The organism is Vibrio sp. 947 (assembly GCF_033339115.1).
GTDB classification, from domain to species: Bacteria; Pseudomonadota; Gammaproteobacteria; order Enterobacterales; family Vibrionaceae; genus Vibrio; species Vibrio alginolyticus.
Window position 1 is genome coordinate 1 of record NZ_JAWOTX010000036.1, and the last position, 16,269, is coordinate 16,269.

At 44.7% G+C, this 16,269-nt stretch carries 14 protein-coding genes; 11 read left to right on the forward strand and 3 right to left on the reverse strand.

What is annotated here, in order from left to right; translation table 11 throughout:
- Positions 1-89: 89 nt before the first annotated feature.
- The 3 genes from R7Q39_RS26855 to map all read right to left on the reverse strand — a co-directional run bounded on the left by R7Q39_RS26855 (position 90) and on the right by map (position 4,227).
- On the reverse strand, positions 90-473 hold the full coding sequence (locus R7Q39_RS26855) for a DUF3461 family protein (RefSeq protein WP_005380322.1): 384 nt from the start codon (positions 471-473) through the stop codon (positions 90-92).
- A 142-nt stretch (positions 474-615) separates the two neighbouring features.
- Complete coding sequence (gene glnD, locus R7Q39_RS26860; protein WP_017636037.1) at positions 616-3,240, reverse strand: bifunctional uridylyltransferase/uridylyl-removing protein GlnD; 2,625 nt, start codon at positions 3,238-3,240, stop codon at positions 616-618.
- Positions 3,241-3,348: 108 nt separating this feature from the next.
- On the reverse strand, positions 3,349-4,227 hold the full coding sequence (map, locus tag R7Q39_RS26865; RefSeq protein WP_005380326.1) for a type I methionyl aminopeptidase: 879 nt from the start codon (positions 4,225-4,227) through the stop codon (positions 3,349-3,351).
- Positions 4,228-4,611: 384 nt separating this feature from the next.
- Here map and rpsB point away from each other — a divergent pair, with 384 nt between their 5' ends.
- The 11 genes from rpsB to lpxD all read left to right on the forward strand — a co-directional run bounded on the left by rpsB (position 4,612) and on the right by lpxD (position 16,190).
- Positions 4,612-5,340 (forward strand): 30S ribosomal protein S2, encoded by a 729-nt coding sequence (rpsB, locus tag R7Q39_RS26870; RefSeq protein ID WP_005380327.1) that lies wholly within the window; start codon positions 4,612-4,614, stop codon positions 5,338-5,340.
- Between the two features lie 132 nt (positions 5,341-5,472).
- Complete coding sequence (gene tsf, locus R7Q39_RS26875; protein ID WP_005380328.1) at positions 5,473-6,318, forward strand: translation elongation factor Ts; 846 nt, start codon at positions 5,473-5,475, stop codon at positions 6,316-6,318.
- A 147-nt stretch (positions 6,319-6,465) separates the two neighbouring features.
- Positions 6,466-7,191: a UMP kinase gene (pyrH, locus tag R7Q39_RS26880; RefSeq protein ID WP_005380329.1), complete on the forward strand. Its 726-nt coding sequence runs from the start codon at positions 6,466-6,468 to the stop codon at positions 7,189-7,191.
- A gap of 100 nt (positions 7,192-7,291) precedes the next feature.
- Positions 7,292-7,849 (forward strand): ribosome recycling factor, encoded by a 558-nt coding sequence (gene frr / locus R7Q39_RS26885; protein ID WP_005380330.1) that lies wholly within the window; start codon positions 7,292-7,294, stop codon positions 7,847-7,849.
- Between the two features lie 96 nt (positions 7,850-7,945).
- A complete protein-coding gene (locus R7Q39_RS26890) occupies positions 7,946-8,701 on the forward strand; it encodes an isoprenyl transferase (protein ID WP_005380331.1) in 756 nt (251 codons plus the stop codon).
- 12 nt (positions 8,702-8,713) lie between these two features.
- Positions 8,714-9,556 (forward strand): phosphatidate cytidylyltransferase, encoded by an 843-nt coding sequence (locus tag R7Q39_RS26895; protein WP_170894015.1) that lies wholly within the window; start codon positions 8,714-8,716, stop codon positions 9,554-9,556.
- Between the two features lie 50 nt (positions 9,557-9,606).
- The gene (ispC, locus tag R7Q39_RS26900) at positions 9,607-10,812 is read left to right on the forward strand and encodes a 1-deoxy-D-xylulose-5-phosphate reductoisomerase (protein ID WP_054577587.1); all 1,206 of its coding nucleotides are present in this window, start codon (positions 9,607-9,609) and stop codon (positions 10,810-10,812) included.
- Positions 10,812-12,170 (forward strand): sigma E protease regulator RseP, encoded by a 1,359-nt coding sequence (gene rseP, locus R7Q39_RS26905; protein ID WP_005380334.1) that lies wholly within the window; start codon positions 10,812-10,814, stop codon positions 12,168-12,170. Before ispC ends, rseP begins: the two co-directional genes overlap by 1 nt.
- Before the next feature lie 44 nt (positions 12,171-12,214).
- Positions 12,215-14,629: an outer membrane protein assembly factor BamA gene (bamA, locus tag R7Q39_RS26910; RefSeq protein ID WP_005391802.1), complete on the forward strand. Its 2,415-nt coding sequence runs from the start codon at positions 12,215-12,217 to the stop codon at positions 14,627-14,629.
- A gap of 13 nt (positions 14,630-14,642) precedes the next feature.
- A complete protein-coding gene (locus R7Q39_RS26915; RefSeq protein ID WP_005391804.1) occupies positions 14,643-15,152 on the forward strand; it encodes an OmpH family outer membrane protein in 510 nt (169 codons plus the stop codon).
- Positions 15,153-15,158: 6 nt separating this feature from the next.
- Positions 15,159-16,190: a UDP-3-O-(3-hydroxymyristoyl)glucosamine N-acyltransferase gene (gene lpxD, locus R7Q39_RS26920; RefSeq protein WP_170894017.1), complete on the forward strand. Its 1,032-nt coding sequence runs from the start codon at positions 15,159-15,161 to the stop codon at positions 16,188-16,190.
- The last annotated feature ends 79 nt before the right edge of the window (positions 16,191-16,269 follow it).

The following is a 16,269-nucleotide window of genomic DNA, read 5'->3' on the forward strand; positions in this document are numbered from 1 at the left end:
AAAATACAAAACGCCCGATGAAGTACATCGAGCGTTTTAGTTAAAAAGTGTCAACCCATATCAGGACGGGTCATTTAAGACTTAACGTTTTACTTTAGTTTTTCAAGATCCGCTTCGATCTCTGCGATCTTGCTCGAAACGACTTTTTCTAAATGACGAAGGTCTGAAAGAATTTTCTCTTTTACATCAACCTCAGGTTGTTTCGTTGGCTTAGTAATTTTATTCAGTTCATCAATGACTAATGTGAGGTTACGGTTGATTTCCGTTACTTCTTTATATTTGTGACTGCCACTATCAACAAGAACATTTTTGATTTGGCGTGGGTATTTGAATTTAACGCTTTTAGCGAATAGTTCGCCTTTTTGCTTGTGGAAATAGATCTTGAGTACGTCTTTGTGTGCTTCTTGGCGTAGGGAATAACGTTCAATCTGCTTAGGGTCGTGAATACCCAAACCAGTGAGGTGGGGATACATAGGCTACCTCTATTACATCGAATTGATATTGATATAACTGTAGCAGCCTATGTATGAGCTAGATAGCTGATATTTAGCCAAAATGCTTAACTTGTGGGCAAGATCGCTCTCGCCCTGAACCGAAAAGATTGGCAGGTTTTATCTAAGCTGCGACCTCATCAGATAACTTTTCGATCAATCTCTCTCTTAGCTCATCTTGCTGTTCTTCACTTAATCTTCCTCCTGCATCACTGGTTAAAATAAACAAGTCTTCTGCTCGCTCACCAATTGTGGTGATTTTGGCACCGTGAAGGTTGATATTTAAATCAGCAAACGTACGGCCTACTTTGGCCAACAGCCCTGGTGTGTCTAGCGCGACAAACTCCATTAAAGTGTGTTTTTTACCTTTGGTTGGTAAGAAGTCGACTTTGGTTTTCACATTAAAGTGCTGAAGTTTGTTCGGAGTACGGCGCGTTTTAATCTTGGTTGGTCGGCCCGCCTCCAGTACATGGGTGAGGTGTTTAATCACCGCCGCGTGACGAGACTCATCGATCGCTTCGCCATGTTGATCGAGTACCATAAAGGTATCAATCACGTGCCCATCTTTGCTGGTCATGATTTGCGCGTCGTGTACATTAAAATTACGCCTATCTAACTCCGCCACGACCGTCGCAAATAAAGCAGGCTGGTCTTTCGTATATACAAACACCTCAGTGCCGCCACGAGTGGCTTTTTTACTGATCAATACCAAAGGCTTAGTCGGATCTTCCATGCGAAGTAAGTGTTCACAGTGCCACGCGATTTGCGTATGAGTATGACGAAGGAAGTAGTCAGCTTTAAAGCGTTGCCACAATACTTCAATTTCGCGCGCGGCAAACCCCTCTTTGCGCAGCATTGCGGAGGCCATTTGTTGATTGTGGCGAATTCGCTCACGCACATCGACAGGGTTCTCTAGGCCTCTACGTAAAGCACGTTGTGTGGAGTAATACAGCTCCGCAAGTAAAGTTCGTTTCCAAGCATTCCAAAGTTCTGGGTTGGTTGCACAAATATCTGCAACTGTCAGGCATACAAGATAATCGAGAGATTCTTCGTCTCTGACTTTTTTGGCAAATTCGGTAATGACATCAGGATCATAAATGTCTCGGCGCTGTGCGGTGACAGACATTAATAGATGATGTCTTACCAACCAAGCGACAAGTTTGGCTTCGGGCTTCGATAAGCCATGCTCAATGCAGAAGTCGTATGCTTCTCCTTCACCGATAATTGAGTGATCGCCGCCACGACCTTTCCCGATATCGTGGAAAATAGCGGCAATAATCAGCAGCTCTTTCTTTTGCATTCGAGGGTAGACGTCACAGCAAATTGGGTGCTTCGCATGATTTTCTGGGTCACTAAAAGTGTTGATGTGTTTAAGTAAGCGAATACTGTGTTCATCAACTGTGTAGGCATGGAATAAGTCAAACTGCATTTGACCAACAATCTGACTCCATTGCGGTAAATAGGCCGCCATAACCCCTAATCGGTGCATGAGACTGAATGCTTTGTGCAGAGCATTAGGGTGACGACATAACGCCATGAACTTTTCACGCGCAGCAGGAATGGTGTGCAAAAACTTGTTGAGCCGACGGCGAGCGGTGCGCAGTTGACGCAGCGTTGGTGGGCTCACCCCTTCAATAGTTGAGTCGTTAGCAATATGTAAGAACATATCCAGAATAGTTTCTGGGCGAGCTTGGAACAATGCGGGTTTCCGCGCTTCAATTAAAGAACCGCGACGTTGAAAGTCCGTATCGAGAATCTCGGCACTTTCTGTCGCCCCACCATTAATGATCGCTTGGTCAAAGAGTTTGAGTAGCATTTTATTGAGCTCTGCCACACGACGAAGCGTGCGGTAGAACTCTTTCATCATCATTTCTACGCCTCGATTGCCTTCTCCGACGTAGCCTAGATTTTCCGCAACTTGTGCTTGATGGGCAAAGGTCAAGCGGTTGTCATAGCGGCGAAGCTCCATGTGCAGAGCGAAACGTACTCGCCAAAGGAAGTCCTGACATTCAACCAATTCTCGGTATTCTGCGTCAGTTAAAAATCCGTATCGGCTCATTTCCAACAATGAAGTAGCACCAAAGTGACGTCGAGCGACCCAGCTTAATGTATGAATATCGCGCAGCCCGCCAGGGGTTGATTTAATGTCCGGTTCTAAGTTGTAGGTCGTGTCGTGGTAACGTGCATGGCGTTCGCGCTGCTCTTGAATTTTAGCGCGGTAAAACGTCTCACTTGGCCAGAAGGAGTCTGATAACACGACTTTCTTCAGTGCCTGAAAGGTGTCCTCGCTTCCACACAGCAGTCGCGCTTCTTGCAGGTTTGTCGCGACCGTTAGATCGGCTTTACCAATTTCAGCACATTCAGTAACGGTGCGAACAGCGTGTCCGACCTCGAGTTTTAAATCCCACAACAGCGTAATGAATTCGCTGATTTTTGCTTCTAACGCGGTTGGCAGTTTATTGTTCGACAGAATCAAAATATCGATATCGGAGAGCGGATGCAGCTCGCCGCGTCCGTAGCCACCAACGGCAACCAGAGAAATGTTGTAAATATCCTTGAAGCCAAAATGTTGCCACAAACGATTGAGAAGCAGATCCATATATTCAGCTCTGGCTAAAACCAAGCTTGTTACCGGATGATGATTGAGAAACTCTTGGTTTTGATTAGAGCTAAACTTCTCTAATTCTTGTTTGAGTTCACCGATATTGATTTGTTCATCGGAAAAGGTAAGAGGGGACTGAAGTGTCATATTTGCCATCCGTGCAAGCTAATCTAATAACAATCTAACAAATTTGCGGCAGATAAAAAATATCCCCGCCGAAGCAGGGATATAGTAAACAACGAGTGGTCGTCAGCTTTACGCGTTTTTCATTAGGCGAGGAATCGTATCGTCGCTACGAAGCGTCAGTACTTCACAACCTTCTTTTGTTACAACAATGGTATGTTCCCATTGCGCAGAGTTCTTGCCGTCGCCCGTGTAAACAGTCCAGTCATCTTGTGCATCAACAGAGCAACCAAATTTACCTGCGTTAATCATCGGCTCAATAGTAAAGCACATGCCTTCTTTTAATACGCGGCGGTCTTTGTTCTTGTAATGAACCACTTGTGGTTCTTCATGGAACTCATCGCCGATACCGTGACCACAGAAGTCTTTCACAATAGAAAACTTGTTGCGAGGATTGTTCTTGTTGTTCTCTTTGATGTACTTCTCGATAGCTGTACCGATGTCACCAACCGTTGAACCTGGCTTAACGGTACGCATACCAACATACAGTGCTTCTTGAGCTACCATGCATAGACGTTTGTTTGCAGGCGAAACATCACCGACTAGGAACATCTTAGAAGTGTCACCATGGTACCCCTGAGGACGCACGCTCAGATCGGCATTCTCATCATTTGGAACGATTACGGTAATATCAACGTTTAAGATGTCGCCATCTTTTAGTACCGCCGGCTTCATTTGGCCGTTGCTACCGATTTCGTCTTTTTCCGCTGGAATACCGTGGCATACGATATGGTTGATTGAAGTACAGATCGACTTAGGGAAACCATGGTAATCAAGCGGAGCAGAGTATGCACCTTTTTCTAGAGCGTACTCATGACAGATTTTGTTTAACTCTTCTGTCGTCACACCAACTTTGATGTGTGGTTCGATCATTTCTAGAATCTCTGCGGCTAGCTTGCCCGCAATGCGCATGCGTTCTATTTCTTCAGCAGTTTTAATCTTGATTGACATTGGCTTTCTCTACTTATTCCTAAGCACGTAAACGTGCGAATGGCCGCATTCTATCAGACATCGGGGCGTTAACCCAAGTTAGATAGGAATATGCATCATTCTTAATTCGATCATATGTTTAAAGTTTTGCTTGTAAATAGGAGAAAGTGGCTCGGTGAAGAAATAATTTTTACTAGCCACAGTGAGCTAAAATATGGTATAAAGCGCGCCGGAATAGAGGACTGTTCTCTTCGTTTAGCAAAGTTAAGCGGCGAAGCAAGCTTCATCCGAATAACCTTTTATCTTTAAATCACACACATTCCGTCACATATTCCGGGGTGCTGAGCAGAAGCTTGGTCGGAGTTATGGGGAATGTGGAGGCCTAACCCCATAGAGGATTTTAAAATGGCAACTGTATCAATGCGCGATATGCTAAAAGCTGGTGTTCACTTCGGTCACCAGACTCGTTACTGGAACCCAAAAATGAAGCCATTCATCTTTGGCGCTCGTAACAAAGTTCATATCATCAACCTAGAAAAAACTGTACCAATGTTCAACGATGCTCTAGCTGAACTAGCTAAAGTTGGCGAGAAGAAAGGTAAGGTTCTATTCGTAGGTACTAAGCGCGCTGCATCTGAAGCTGTTAAAGAAGCTGCAATCGCAAGCAACCAGTTTTACGTGAACAACCGCTGGTTAGGCGGTATGCTTACAAACTACAAAACAGTTCGTCAGTCTATCAAGCGTCTAAAAGAACTAGAGACTCAATCTCAAGACGGTACTTTTGACAAACTAACTAAGAAAGAAGCTCTAATGCGTACTCGCGAAATGGAGAAGCTAGAGAAATCTCTTGGTGGTATCAAAGACATGGGCGGCCTACCAGACGCTCTATTCGTAATCGACGCTGATCACGAACACATTGCAATTAAAGAAGCTAACAACCTAGGTATTCCAGTATACGCTGTGGTAGATACTAACTCTAACCCAGACGGCGTTGACTACGTAATCCCAGGTAACGACGACGCGATCCGCGCTGTACAGCTATACCTGAACGCTGCTGCTTCAGCAGTATCTGAAGGTCGTAACAAAGACGTAGCTGCAGTTGCTGAAAAAGACGGTTTCGTAGAAGCTGAATAATAGCGGCTCTGTGTCACACTTGGTCTATGTGAAACCTTTGTGTAGCATAAACTAAGTTATAGTTAGCAATGGGGGCCGACAATGTTAGGCCCCTGTTTTTTACCTTATTTCGAATCAAACGAGGAAGACAGAATGGCAACTGTAACTGCTGCTCTAGTTAAAGAACTTCGCGAGCGTACTGGCGCTGGCATGATGGAATGTAAGAAAGCGCTTGTAGAAGCAAACGCTGACATCGAACTAGCAATTGAAAACATGCGTAAATCTGGCGCAGCGAAAGCAGCTAAGAAAGCTGGTAACGTTGCAGCTGAAGGCGCAATCATCATCAAAGAAGAAAACGGCGTTGCTGTTCTTCTTGAAGTTAACTGCCAAACTGACTTCGTTGCTAAAGACGGTAACTTCACTGCATTCGCAGAAGAAGTTGCAGCTGCAGCTCTAGCTTCAAAAGCTTCTGTTGAAGAACTACAAGCACAATTCGAAGACGCACGTGTAGCTCTAGTAGCTAAAATCGGTGAAAACATCACTATCCGTCGCGTAGAATACGTTCAAGGCACTGCAATCGCTTCTTACCGTCACGGTGAGAAAATCGGTGTTGTTGTTGCTGGTGAAGGCGACGCAGAAACTCTTAAGCACGTTGCAATGCACGTTGCTGCTTCTAAGCCAGAGTTCGTTAACCCAGAAGACGTACCAGCTGACGTAGTAGAAAAAGAGAAAGCGGTTCAAGTTGAAATCGCAATGAACGAAGGCAAGCCTGCTGAAATCGCTGAGAAGATGGTTGTTGGCCGCATGAAGAAATTCACTGGCGAGATCTCTCTAACAGGTCAAGCTTTCATCATGGAGCCTAAGAAAACTGTAGGCGAAATGCTGAAAGAAAAAGGCGCTTCAGTTTCTACGTTCGTTCGCCTAGAAGTAGGTGAAGGTATCGAGAAGAAAGAAGAAATGAGCTTCGCTGAAGAAGTTGCAGCAGCTCAAAAAGGTTAATCCTTAGAGACTGTATAAAGATTAGACCGTAGCCAAGGCTGCGGTCTTTTTATGAGCAGTGAACGATTAGCCGTGATGAATAGCCATAACTGAAGTTGTGTCTATTCATGACTGTTAATCAACAACTCTCTTTGGAAGGTAAACTCCATGACTACGAACCCTAAACCAGCGTATCAACGTATTCTATTAAAACTGAGTGGTGAAGCTCTTCAAGGTGAAGACGGTTTTGGTATTGATCCTGCGGTCCTTGATCGTATGGCACAAGAAGTTAAAGAACTGGTTGAACTGGGTGTTCAGGTTGGTGTAGTTATCGGTGGCGGTAACTTGTTCCGTGGTGCAGGCCTAGCTGAAGCTGGTATGAACCGCGTAGTTGGTGACCACATGGGTATGCTTGCTACAGTAATGAATGGCCTAGCGATGCGTGATGCTCTTCACCGTGCATACGTAAATGCGCGCGTTATGTCTGCAATCCCTCTAAAAGGCGTATGTGACGACTATAATTGGGCTGATGCGATCCGTGAGCTTCGCCAAGGCCGAGTTGTCATCTTCTCTGCTGGTACTGGTAACCCGTTCTTTACAACGGATTCTGCTGCTTGTTTACGTGGTATCGAAATTGAAGCGGATGTTGTACTAAAAGCGACGAAAGTTGATGGTGTATTTACTGCTGACCCTGTAGCAAACCCAGACGCAGAGCTGTATGATAAGCTATCTTATGCAGAAGTTCTGGATAAAGAGCTGAAAGTTATGGACTTGGCTGCGTTTACGCTAGCTCGTGACCACAAAATGCCAATCCGCGTATTTAATATGAACAAGCCAGGCGCACTACGTCGCGTGGTTATGGGCGAAGCAGAAGGCACGCTCATCAACGAATAAGCTTGGCTTAAGGTGCCACTCCAAAGCGTTAGGGTGGTGCTTGCTTTGCTCAACCGTTTTAGGCTTTCTTCAGGAAAGATGACATTTTTAAGGTGAAACTGTGATTAACGAAATCAAAAAAGACGCGCAAGAGCGCATGGATAAAAGCGTTGAAGCGCTTAAGAACAACCTTTCTAAAATTCGTACAGGTCGTGCACACCCAAGCCTACTATCTGGTATTTCTGTAGAATACTACGGTGCAGCAACACCTCTAAACCAAGTAGCAAACGTTATTGCTGAAGATGCGCGTACACTTGCAATCACGGTTTTTGATAAAGAGCTGACGCCGAAAGTAGAAAAAGCGATCATGACGTCTGACCTTGGTCTAAACCCTATGTCAGCTGGCACTATCATCCGCGTTCCACTTCCACCGCTAACGGAAGAACGTCGTAAAGACCTAGTTAAGATCGTCCGTGGTGAAGCTGAAGGTGGTCGTGTTGCTGTTCGTAACATCCGTCGTGACGCAAACAACGATCTTAAAGCGCTTCTAAAAGATAAAGAAATCTCTGAAGATGAAGACCGTAAAGCACAAGACGAAATTCAAAAGCTAACTGACGTTGCAGTTAAGAAGATCGATGAAGTTCTTGCTGCAAAAGAAAAAGAGTTGATGGAAGTTTAATACTCCCACACACATCACTGTTGGAAGACGCTGTGCTCACAGCTCAGCGTTTTTTTATGTTAGTCTATCCAACTGATGGAACTCAATTAACTCCCTATGCAAAATTCTCAAGCCTTCTCTGATTCCCTTCCTAAGCATATTGCCATCATTATGGACGGTAATGGCCGTTGGGCTAAGTCCAAAGGAAAACCTCGCGTATTTGGTCATAAAAAAGGCGTTAGTGCCGTTCGTAAGACCGTGGCTGCTGCTTCAAAACTAGGCATTAGAGCCATGACGCTGTTTGCTTTTAGTAGTGAAAACTGGCGTCGTCCGGAGGAAGAAGTGGGTCTTTTGATGGAACTGTTTATCACGGTCCTGTCTAGTGAAGTAAAAAAACTACACAAAAATAACTTACGGTTGCGCGTGATCGGTGATACCAGTCGATTTAGTGAGCGTCTACAAAAGAAAATTGTAGAAGCAGAAAACCTAACGGCAGATAACACGGGTATGGTGATCAACATTGCAGCCAACTATGGCGGTAAATGGGACATCACAGAAGCTGCTAAAACGTTAGCGCTAAAAGCACGTAACGGTGAAATTCGTGTAGAGGATATCAATGAGCAGCTAATCACTGAGCATTTGACCATGGCAGACCTACCGGAAGTGGATCTTTTAATTCGCACCAGTGGAGAGTGCCGCATCAGCAACTTTATGTTGTGGCAAATGGCTTATGCAGAAATGTACTTTACACCAGAGTACTGGCCAGAATTCGATGAAGACAGTTTGGTAGAAGCTGTAACTTGGTTTATCAACCGAGAACGTCGTTTTGGCTGTACAGGTGAACAAATAAAGGCATTGATGGCAGCTCAATAAGGACTAGTTAGTTTGAAACAGAGAATAATAACAGCACTAATTTTAGCTCCCCTGGTTATTTTAGGCATTTTTAAATTACCGTTAATGGGCTTTATTGCCGCTTTAACTGCAATAACGCTATTAGGTTTTTGGGAGTGGACTCAGTTTACAGGAAGCAACTCTCGCATTGCTGCCCTTGTGCCGGCAATCATTATGACCGGACTTAGTTTTCTATACATCTCGCCTGATGCATATAGCCTCAATCACTTAACGACACCTCATTATGTCGTCTTGGGTATTGGTTTTGTTTGGTGGATTATTGCTAGCTTAATGGCGATTACTTACCCCAAAACGACGAAATCTTGGCAAAGTAATTTTGTTTTACGTCATGTATTTGGTTTTCTGACATTAATCCCATTCCTTTGGAGTGTGATTATTCTCAGAGCGTATGACATCACTGTAGATCCATACCACGGCGCAAAGCTTGTGTTGTACGTTTGTTTCTTGGTATGGGCTGCAGATAGCGGCGCCTACTTTGCAGGCAAAAGCTTAGGCAAACGTAAGATGGCTCCTCATGTAAGCCCTAATAAAACCATTGAAGGGCTAATTGGTGGCATTATCACGGCATTAATCGTAGCGTGGGCATTTGCTGATTGGTTCGATATCCAGTTCACTAGCCCTGTCCATATGGTGCTGATTACGCTGGTTACTGTCGTTATTTCAGTGCTTGGTGATCTGGTTGAAAGTATGTTCAAACGTGTCTCAGGCATTAAAGACAGCAGTAACATTATCCCAGGGCACGGTGGTGTGCTAGATCGTATCGACAGCCTAACCGCAGCATTCCCAGTTTTTGCTCTTCTTTACTACGTATTCTAATTTATCAGGAGCGGCGTCGTCGCTCCTGAGCTTTCTAACGGTCTTACAACATGCAAAAGTTAACGATTCTTGGTGCTACTGGATCAATTGGTGCAAGCACGCTTAAAGTGGTCGAACAAAACCCAGATCTGTTTTCTGTCGTTGCCTTAGCGGCAAGCACTAACGTTGAAAAGATGATCGGTCTATGTCGTCAGTGGCAACCTAAATATGCGGTCATGGCAGATAAAGCTGCGGCGTCTAAACTTCAAGCTGAGCTACACTCGGTTTCGCCAGGTACCGAAGTGCTAGGTGGTACTGATGCGCTATGTCATATAGCTTCGCTGGACGAGGTCGACAGTGTAATGGCTGCTATTGTAGGAGCCGCTGGCTTATTGCCTACCATGGCTGCAGTGAAAGCAGGTAAGCGAGTCTTGTTGGCAAATAAAGAAGCACTTGTAATGTCAGGCCAGCTATTTATTGATGCTGTAGAAGAATTTGGCGCAGAGCTACTTCCCGTCGACAGTGAACACAACGCCATTTTCCAATGTTTACCACAGCAAGTACAAACCAATCTAGGTCGTTGCAATTTACAAGAACATGGCATTTCTCATATTTTGTTGACTGGATCTGGTGGTCCTTTCCGTTACACTGACATCGCAGAACTGGAGCAGGTGACACCCGCTCAGGCGATCGCTCATCCAAACTGGTCGATGGGGCCAAAAATTTCTGTTGATTCTGCCACGATGATGAATAAAGGCCTTGAGTATATAGAAGCTAAGTGGCTATTTAATGCTGCTCGCGAACAACTGAAGGTGGTTATTCATCCTCAATCGGTAATTCATTCTATGGTTCAGTATCGTGATGGTTCGGTCTTGGCACAAATGGGAGAAGCGGATATGGCGACGCCAATTGCGCTCACCATGTCATACCCGTCAAGAGTAGAAGCTGGGGTTAAGCCGCTAGACTTCACGAAAGTTGGTGAGCTGACGTTTTTGCAGCCTGACTTTGCTCGTTACCCATGTTTAAAACTCGCAATTGATGCTTGTTATGAAGGTCAACACGCAACAACGGCATTGAATGCAGCTAATGAAGTCGCTGTTGATGCATTTTTAAATAACAGACTAGGTTTTACCGATATTGCTCGCATCAATGAGTCTGTGTTGAATAAAATCAACGCAAGCTGCAAAGCTGAGAATGCGAATAGCTTGGAAAGCTTGCTCGAGCTAGATAGAATGGCACGAACTATTGCCCTAGAAACCATACGCGAGCGTAGCTGATGACTGGTATATTGTGGAATCTCATTTCTTTTATCGTCGCACTGGGCATTCTTGTTGCCGTGCACGAATTTGGGCACTTTTGGGTTGCTCGCCGTTGCGGCGTTAAAGTTGAAAAGTTTTCAATCGGCTTCGGCAAGTCTATTTGGAGTAAAGTAGGCAAAGACGGAACGGAGTACAGCATCTCAATGATCCCTCTCGGCGGCTATGTGAAAATGGTTGATAGCCGTGTCGATGAGGTGCCAGAGCATGAGAAGCACCTAGCGTTTGATAAGAAGCCGTTATGGAAGCGAACCTCTATTGTTGCGGCTGGCCCCATCTTTAATTTTCTTTTCGCAATTTTTGCCTATTGGCTGGTATTTCTAATTGGTATCCCAGCTGTTAAGCCTGTAATTGGTGAAGTTACGCCCAATTCGATTGTTGCGGAAGCTGGAATTGAATCTGGAATGGAACTTAAATCGATATCTGGTATCAAAACTCCGGATTGGGAATCAGTAAATATGGGATTGATTTCTCATATTGGCGATGATTTGATGACGGTAACACTAACGTCAGCGAATGAAGTTGGTTCAGAAGTAACGAAAACGCTCGATTTACGTGAGTGGAAGTTCGACCCAGAAACTCAGTCAGCGATGCAGTCGTTAGGTTTTGCTCCGTATACACCGGAGGTGTATCGAGTTATCGAGCAGGTCTCGCAAGGTGGAGCGGCGGAAAAAGCCGGTGTGCTTCCAGGTGATGAGGTTGTCGCAATTGGTCAACAACGCGTAACCGAATGGAAGCAAGTGGTTGAAGCGGTTCGTTCTAATCCTGATACACCGCTTGAATTGACGGTGTTACGTCAGGGTTATGAGCAAACATTGACGCTGACGCCCGGTAGCCGTGAGCTAGCTAACAAAGAAGTCGTTGGTTTTGCAGGTATTGCACCTAAAGTCGCAGAATGGCCAGAAAGTTATCGCTTCGATCTTCAGTTTGGTGTATTCGAGTCAATAGGTAAAGCAGTAGACAAAACTGGCCAAGTCATTGGTTTGACAATCAGCATGCTTAAGAAGCTGATTGTTGGAGACGTTGGTCTGAATAATCTGAGTGGACCAATATCAATAGCCAAAGGCGCAGGCGCGACAGCAGATTATGGTTTGGTCTACTTTTTAGGTTTTCTCGCTCTAATTAGTGTTAACCTAGGTATTATTAATCTCGTTCCTTTACCAATGTTGGATGGCGGTCATTTGTTGTTTTTTGCAATTGAAGCAGTCATTCGACGTCCTGTTCCTGAGAAAGTGCAGGAAATGGGCTTTAGAATTGGTGGTGCGATCATCTTCTCGCTCATGGCGTTAGCGCTATTTAATGATTTTACTCGTCTGTGATAGTTCAGAGACAAAAGCAGTAGCAAGGAATAATTAGAACAAGTATGGCGATTAAGCGAATTCTATTTGCAAGTTTACTGGCGACCAGTGTATCTGCAAATGGAGCAGAGAACTTCGTAGTTCAAGATATTGAAATCGATGGATTGCAGCGTGTAGCACTGGGTGCTGCATTGTTGAAAATGCCTGTACGTGTCGGTGATACCATTGGCCAAGGCGATGTTGCAGAAATTATCCGCGCCCTGTATGCATCTGGTAACTTTGAAGATGTGAAAGTGTTGCGTGACGGTGGTGTTCTGATGGTTCAAGTCAAAGAACGTCCTACCATTGCAAGCATCTCTTTTTCAGGTAACAAAGCAATCAAGGACGAGCAGCTACAAGAAAACCTGAACGCGTCTGGTGTTCGTGAAGGTGAAGCGCTTGACCGCACCACGCTAAGCAACATTGAAAAAGGCTTAGAAGACTTTTACTACAGCGTAGGTAAATACAACGCAACAGTAAAAGCGGTGGTTACTCCACTACCACGTAATCGTTCTGACCTTAAGTTTGTCTTTACTGAAGGTGTGTCGGCAAAAATTCAGCAAATCAACTTTATCGGTAATGAAGTGTTCAGTGATGAAGAGCTGCTTTCGCGCTTTAACTTAAATGTTGATGTGCCGTGGTGGAATTTCCTTTCTGATGAAAAGTATCAAAAGCAAGTCCTTGCAGGTGATATTGAAGCACTCAAATCATTCTACCTGGATCGTGGTTACTTAAAATTTAACGTTGATTCGACACAAGTTGCAATCTCTCCTGACAAGAAAGGGGTATACATTACTCTTGGTCTAGAAGAGGGCGAGGTTTACACCGTTAAGGACGTGAAGTTCCGTGGTGATTTGATTGGTGAGGAAGCGACGTTCGAAAGACTTGTGCCATTTGAAGACAATGAGACATACAACGGCTCGTTGGTTACTTCAATGGAAGAAGGGATTAAGCGTGTGCTTGGTGAGTCCGGTTATGCTTATCCTCAAGTGAATACCATTCCTGAGTTTGACGACGAGAATCAAGAAGTTTCTTTGGTCGTTAACGTAGATCCGGGTAACCGAATTTATGTTCGTGACATTCGCTTCACGGGTAATAACTCAACCAAAGATGAAGTCCTTCGTCGTGAAATGCGTCAGATGGAAGGCAGTTGGTTGAACTCGAAATCGATTGAAACGGGTAAAACTCGTCTAAATCGGTTGGGCTACTTTGAAAATGTTGAAGTACAGACGGTTCGAGTTCCTGGTAGTGATGATCAAGTTGACCTAGTTTACTCTGTCAAAGAAGCGAACTCTGGTAGCGTTAACTTCGGTGTTGGCTACGGTACAGAATCGGGTGTGAGCTTCCAGGTTGGCCTGCAACAAGATAACTTTATTGGTAGCGGTAACCGTGTTGGTATCAACGCGATGATGAATGACTACCAGAAAAACATCAGTCTAGATTACCGTGATCCGTACTGGAACTTAGACGGTGTAAGCTTAGGTGGTAAGGTTTTCTATAACGAATTTGAAGCTAAAGAAGCCAATATCGTTGACTATACCAACGAAAGCTATGGCGCGAGCTTAACGTGGGGCTTCCCATTCGATGAGTTGAACCGTTTTGAATTCGGTGTCGGTTATACGCACAACAAGATCGGTAACTTATCGCCTTACTTGCAGGTAGAGCAGTTCTTACGAGCACAAGCAGACAACATTGATTCTAGTGGAGCGTTGAACACAAACGACTTCGACTTCAATATCTCTTGGACACGTAATAACTTAAACCGTGGCTATTTCCCAACAGCAGGTAACCATCAACGTGCATTCTATAAAATGACCGTACCTGGCTCTGACGTTCAATACTTCAAAATGCAGTACGATGTTCGCCAGTATGTGCCATTGACTAAAAAGCACGAGTTTACCCTCTTGTTCCGTGGCCGCTTAGGTTACGGTAATGGTTACGGTCAAACGGATGGTAACGATAACTTGTTCCCATTCTACGAAAACTACTACGCAGGTGGCTTTACATCGCTTCGTGGCTTTGGCTCAAACTCTGTTGGTCCTAAAGCGGTTTACCGTGATACATCTGGTTCAAACAATGGCGCAGATACAGCAACAGATGACTCTGTTGGTGGTAACGCCGTAGCGCTAGCAAGTGTTGAGTTGATTGTCCCAACACCATTTGCATCAGAAGAAGTACAAAACCAAATTCGTACCAGTATCTTCTTTGATATGGCAAGTGTTTGGGATACGGAGTTTGACTACCGCGATTCAGGTGCGGAATATGGTGACCGTTACTACTACGATTACTCAGATCCAACCAACTACCGCTCTTCTTACGGTGCGGCGTTGCAGTGGATGTCTCCAATGGGGCCACTAGTCTTCTCACTAGCGAAACCAATTAAGAAATTTGATGGCGATGATGAAGAGTTCTTCACATTCACTATCGGTAGAACTTTCTAAAGAGGAAAATATTTTGAATAAAATGATCAAAGCGGCTGGGATTGGCCTTCTTGTACTGAGCTCTTCAATGTTTGCAAATGCGGCAGAAGCTGCACAGAAAATTGCTTACGTAAATACAGCTCAAGTTTTCCAAGCTCTTCCTCAACGTGAAGTTGTACTACAAAAAATGCAGAAAGACTTCAAAAGCAAAGCTGATGAACTGAAGTCAATCCAAGCGCAAGCTAAAACAAAGATCGAAAAGCTACAACGTGACGGTGAGCTTTTGGGTCAAGACGAAGTAGAAAAGCTACGTATCGATATCGCGAAGCTAGACAGCGAGTACAAAGTGAAAGCACAAGCACTTGAAAAAGCAAGTGCGCGTCGTGAAGCTGAAGAAAAAGCGAAGCTTTTCAAAACGATTCAAGATGCAGTTAAGAAAGTCGCAGACAAAAATGGTTACGATCTTGTGATTGATATCTCTGCTTTGCAGTACGGCAAGCCAGAATACAATATTTCTGAAGACGTAATTAAAGCTCTAAAATAAGAAGTTATGAAGACATTAACATTAGCCGAATTGGCGACAATTACCGGGGGTGAGCTGTTTGGTGACGAGTCTCTCGTTGTAAGCCGTGTTGCTCCAATGGATAAAGCACAAGAAGGTGACGTAACCTTCTTGTCTAACCCAAAATACGCAAAACACCTTTCTGAGTGCCAAGCTACCGTCGTTATGGTAAAGGCTGAGCATAAAGATCAATGCGTTGGAAATACGCTAGTGGTTTCAGACCCTTATGTCGCATTTGCTCGTGTGGTCCAAGCGATGGATACCACACCAAAACCGGCAGACGATATTGCACCAAGTGCTGTGATTGCCGCTGACGTTAAGATGGGTGAGAACGTTACAATCGGCGCTAACGCTGTGATTGAAACGGGCGTAGAACTCGGCGATAACGTAAGCGTTGGAGCTGGTTGTTTTATCGGTAAGAACGCCAAGCTAGGGAATAACACCAAGCTTTGGGCTAATGTCACTATCTATCATGAAGTGTCATTGGGTGATGACTGTCTCGTTCAATCGGGTACCGTCATTGGCTCTGATGGCTTCGGTTATGCGAATGACAAAGGCGAGTGGATCAAAATTCCTCAGCTTGGTTCAGTGCGTATCGGTAACCGCGTTGAGATTGGTGCTTGTACTACGATTGACCGCGGTGCACTCGAAGATACTATCATTGAAGACAATGTCATTCTGGATAACCAACTTCAAATCGCGCACAACGTGCAGATCGGATATGGTACCGTGATGCCTGGTGGTACTATTGTCGCGGGCAGTACAAAAATTGGTAAGTACTGCCAGATTGGCGGCGCGTCTGTTCTGAATGGCCATATCACTATCGCAGATGGTGTGGCGATTACAGGTATGGGCATGGTAATGCGCAGTATCGAAGAAAAAGGCCTTTACTCATCAGGTATTCCACTACAAACGAACAGAGAGTGGCGTAAAACTGCAACTCGAGTTCACCGTATTGATGAGATGAATAAGCGCCTGAAAGCGGTTGAAAAACAGCTGGAACAGAAAGAAGAAATTTAGAACAAGTTATCTTTCGCTCTGTATTTAACGTGAAAGCTAACAGGCTCTAGTTCCATATTCTGTACGAAGACTCGCGAAA

Coding starts and splice junctions, on each gene's coding strand:
- R7Q39_RS26855 (WP_005380322.1), bottom strand. CDS start 473: ATGTATCCCCACCTCACTGGTTTGGGTATTCACGACCCTAAGCAGATT.
- glnD (WP_017636037.1), bottom strand. CDS start 3,240: ATGACACTTCAGTCCCCTCTTACCTTTTCCGATGAACAAATCAATATC.
- map (WP_005380326.1), bottom strand. CDS start 4,227: ATGTCAATCAAGATTAAAACTGCTGAAGAAATAGAACGCATGCGCATT.
- rpsB (WP_005380327.1), top strand. CDS start 4,612: ATGGCAACTGTATCAATGCGCGATATGCTAAAAGCTGGTGTTCACTTC.
- tsf (WP_005380328.1), top strand. CDS start 5,473: ATGGCAACTGTAACTGCTGCTCTAGTTAAAGAACTTCGCGAGCGTACT.
- pyrH (WP_005380329.1), top strand. CDS start 6,466: ATGACTACGAACCCTAAACCAGCGTATCAACGTATTCTATTAAAACTG.
- R7Q39_RS26890 (WP_005380331.1), top strand. CDS start 7,946: ATGCAAAATTCTCAAGCCTTCTCTGATTCCCTTCCTAAGCATATTGCC.
- ispC (WP_054577587.1), top strand. CDS start 9,607: ATGCAAAAGTTAACGATTCTTGGTGCTACTGGATCAATTGGTGCAAGC.
- rseP (WP_005380334.1), top strand. CDS start 10,812: ATGACTGGTATATTGTGGAATCTCATTTCTTTTATCGTCGCACTGGGC.
- bamA (WP_005391802.1), top strand. CDS start 12,215: ATGGCGATTAAGCGAATTCTATTTGCAAGTTTACTGGCGACCAGTGTA.
- lpxD (WP_170894017.1), top strand. CDS start 15,159: ATGAAGACATTAACATTAGCCGAATTGGCGACAATTACCGGGGGTGAG.